This window comes from Kitasatospora sp. NPDC086801 (assembly GCF_044745805.1).
In the GTDB taxonomy this organism is placed as follows: domain Bacteria; phylum Actinomycetota; class Actinomycetes; order Streptomycetales; family Streptomycetaceae; genus Kitasatospora.
In genome coordinates, this window is record NZ_JBIVAX010000098.1 from 1 (window position 1) to 2560 (window position 2560).

General features: G+C 67.1%; 1 protein-coding gene. It reads left to right on the forward strand.

From position 1 onward, the window contains the following. Positions 1-681 precede the first annotated feature (681 nt). A complete protein-coding gene (gene ltrA / locus ACIPLC_RS38105) occupies positions 682-2484 on the forward strand; it encodes a group II intron reverse transcriptase/maturase (protein ID WP_400477650.1) in 1803 nt (600 codons plus the stop codon). The last annotated feature ends 76 nt before the right edge of the window (positions 2485-2560 follow it).

A 2560-nucleotide genomic window follows, 5' to 3' on the forward strand; every position in this document is an offset into this window, starting at 1 on the left:
CGTGCGACACGAAGTTGCACGAGTTTGAGTGGACTGACCGATTGGAGGGGCGGCTGATGAGGCCGTAGGTGCAGTCACGGGTCTGTGTCCGTATGACCCGTCCCCGCCCTTGACGTGCGACGACGGTAACGGCGTGGTGCGAAGCTCAGGGGAAAGCCCAAGGACTCCCGTTCCATCCGGGAGTTACCGGCAAGGGGAAGACCGGACGGGTGAACGCAAGTGAACTCTCGTTGATGCCTCGTGATCCCAAGCCCCGCCGATGGAAAGTACCAGCGGGGTGCATGGCTGGCCGCTGAGAAGCGGCAGGCGCTGGCCGGTAGAGGTCACTCCGGCCAGGTGGACACCGCCGCCTCGGGGTAAAGGGAGCACCCACCCCGGTCGTATCTCACTCGTGTGGAACGTGGAAACCCCGTTGGGGTCCGGGCCGTCGTGGCCCGGTCGGCCGACCGTGAGGAAGGCTCAACTCCCCAGCGGGAACAGGATGGCCCAAGAAGCCAATGCCGGAAGCCGAAAGGAAGCGGGAACCCGGGGCAGCATGATCGGCCTCTCCGCCGGTCGCCCCGCATAACCGTCCGGATACGGGCGCGCTGCCCGGACCCGAAAGGGTGCTGACGTGGGCCGGGTGAGCCTGTGCGGACTCACTGGACAACGACGACGGAACCGAGGGGCAAGTTGGACACCATGACGGAGGTGGACGGAGCGGTCCCGGCCGTCCCGGTCGCCGCCGCGACGGTGAACGGACCCGAGGGCGAAAATCTGGACTGGGCGTCGATCGACTGGCGCCGGGCCGAGGAGGACGTACGGCGTCTGCGGCAGAGAATCTTCACGGCATCGCAGGCAGGGGACCTCAAGAAGGTCCGCAACTTGCAGAAGCTGATGCTCCGGTCCCGGTCGAACACGCTCCTGAGCGTGCGGCGGGTCACGGAGATCAACGCTGGGCGTGCGACGGCGGGAGTCGATGGGAAGGTGGTGCTGTTTCCCCAGTCAAAGGCCGCGCTGGCCCACTGGGTCCAGCACCAGGCCCGGCCCTGGACTCCCCAGCCCGTCAAGCGGGTGTTCATCCCCAAACCGGGGACGGCGAAGAAGCGCGGCCTCGGGATTCCCGTGATCGTCGATCGGTGCCTTCAGGCTGTGGCACTGGGCGCACTGGAACCCGAGTGGGAAGCGCGGTTCGAGCCGAAGTCGTACGGCTTCCGGCCCGGCCGCGGCTGTCACGACGCGATCGGCGCCATCTACTCCACGCTGAACGGGAAGAACCCGCAGCGTGTGTGGATGCTCGACGCGGACCTGACGGCGGCGTTCGACCGTATCGACCACGACCGGCTGCTGGCCGCGCTCGGCACCTTCCCCGCCCGGGGACTGGTCCGGCAGTGGCTCAAGGCCGGGGTCGTGGATCGAGGTCGGTTCGCCCCGACCGAGGAGGGAACTCCGCAGGGCGGGGTGATCAGCCCGTTGCTCTTCAACGTGGCCCTGCACGGGATGGAGGAAGCCGCAGGGGTCCGCTACTACACCGCCGGCCGAGACGCCGGCAGTGCACAGAGCGGAAGTCCCGTGCTGGTGCGGTACGCAGACGATTTTGTCGCGATGTGCACCAGTCGTGAGCAGGCCGAACAGGTCAAGGAACGGCTGGCCGCATGGCTGACGCCCAGGGGGCTCGCTTTCCACGAGGACAAGACACGCATCGTCCACGCGGAGGTCGGGTTCGATTTCTTGGGGTTCAACGTCCGCCGGTATCACGGCAAACTGCTGATCAAGCCGAGCACAGCGGCACAACGACGGATCCGGGAACGGCTGCACGCCGAGATGCTGGCCCTGCGAGGGGCCAACGCTGCGGCTGTGCTCAAGAAGATCAACCCCATCGTGCGGGGCTGGTCGGCCTACTACCGGACGGTGGTGTCCAGCGAGATCTTCACGGCGCTGGACAACTACATGTGGAAGCTCGCCTACAAGTGGGCCAAGCACAGCCACCCGAACAAGCCGAAGCACTGGGTCTCCAGCAAGTACTTCGGCAGGTTCAACAAGGCCAGGCAGGACCGGTGGGTGTTCGGCGACCGCGACAGCGGCGCCTACCTCCTCAAGTTCTCCTGGACGAAGATCGTCCGGCACCAGCTGGTCAAGGGCAGGGCGTCCCCGGACGACCCCGCCCTGGAGTCGTACTGGGCCGAGCGGCGTCGCAAGGGACCCCCTCCGCCGGTCGACGGCATGACCGTGCGCCTGCTTCAGGCCCAGCACGGTCGCTGCCCGGTCTGCGGAGGGCTCCTGCTGCACGCCGACCACCCGCCGCGAAGCCCCCAGGAATGGGAGGTATGGCGGGCCGTCATCCGGAAGGCGATCTCCAAGCAGTACGTCGCGTTCCTGGGCGGAAGCACGCCGGGCGATCAACGAATCCGTCTTCTCCACACCCAATGTCAACGGCGGAGCGGAGCCGCCGCGTTGACGAGTCCAGCACCTTCGCCTGCCCGCGAGCCCATGGGGCTTGCTTGAGCCGTGTGCGGTGAACAGCTGCTTGCACGGTTCTGAGGGGGGTGCGGCGCAGTAATGCGCCGCACCTACCCGACTG